Source organism: Acidovorax cavernicola, assembly GCF_003581445.1.
The window spans coordinates 1-517 of record NZ_QXMN01000381.1 but is presented as its reverse complement, the minus strand read 5'-3'; the positions used below and the strand labels follow the sequence as shown (position 1 = coordinate 517).

The window sequence follows — 517 nt, the reverse complement described above, 5'->3', positions numbered from 1 at the left end:
AACCGCGCTAGCCGCCGGCATGGGCAGCAAGCCATGTGGCTGCGTCCTTGACGCGCAGGTTGCCGATGGGATTGCCTGATCCGGCCAGCACAGCGCCGGCCAACGCGGCCCGCATCCGCGCCATGCGGGCACGGCAGCAAATCCCTGGTCACGGGCAAGCAGGCGCTGCGCGTGCGTTGCTGCGCAGGCTCACTGTACTTTGCCTCTTTTTCGTGAATTCGAGCGGAATGCCCCTCGGCCAACGCCGCCCCTCCTCGTGAACGCTAGGCTTGCTGTTCCAACAGCTTGGCGACAATGCGGCGCGCACGGTTGCCGCCCACGTCGACGTGGATATCGGTCCAGGTCGCGCGCTCGCCGAATTCGCGCATGTTGCGGTACTGGGCTTCGATCACCGTGCGGTCTTCGTCGAAAGTGAACGCGGTCTGCTCGATCACGGCGTCGATGTTGTCGGGCATGTCGGGATGCCTGGTGCTCGAAATGCTCCAGAAGTAGTGGCAGGTGTCGTCGGTCTCGGGCG

1 pseudogene is annotated in these 517 nt (G+C 65.0%); it reads right to left on the bottom strand.

Annotated features, from left to right (window positions below):
* Window positions 1-263: 263 nt before the first annotated feature.
* Window positions 264-517: pseudogene (locus tag D3H34_RS34485) on the bottom strand (aromatic ring-hydroxylating dioxygenase subunit alpha); the annotation flags it as partial.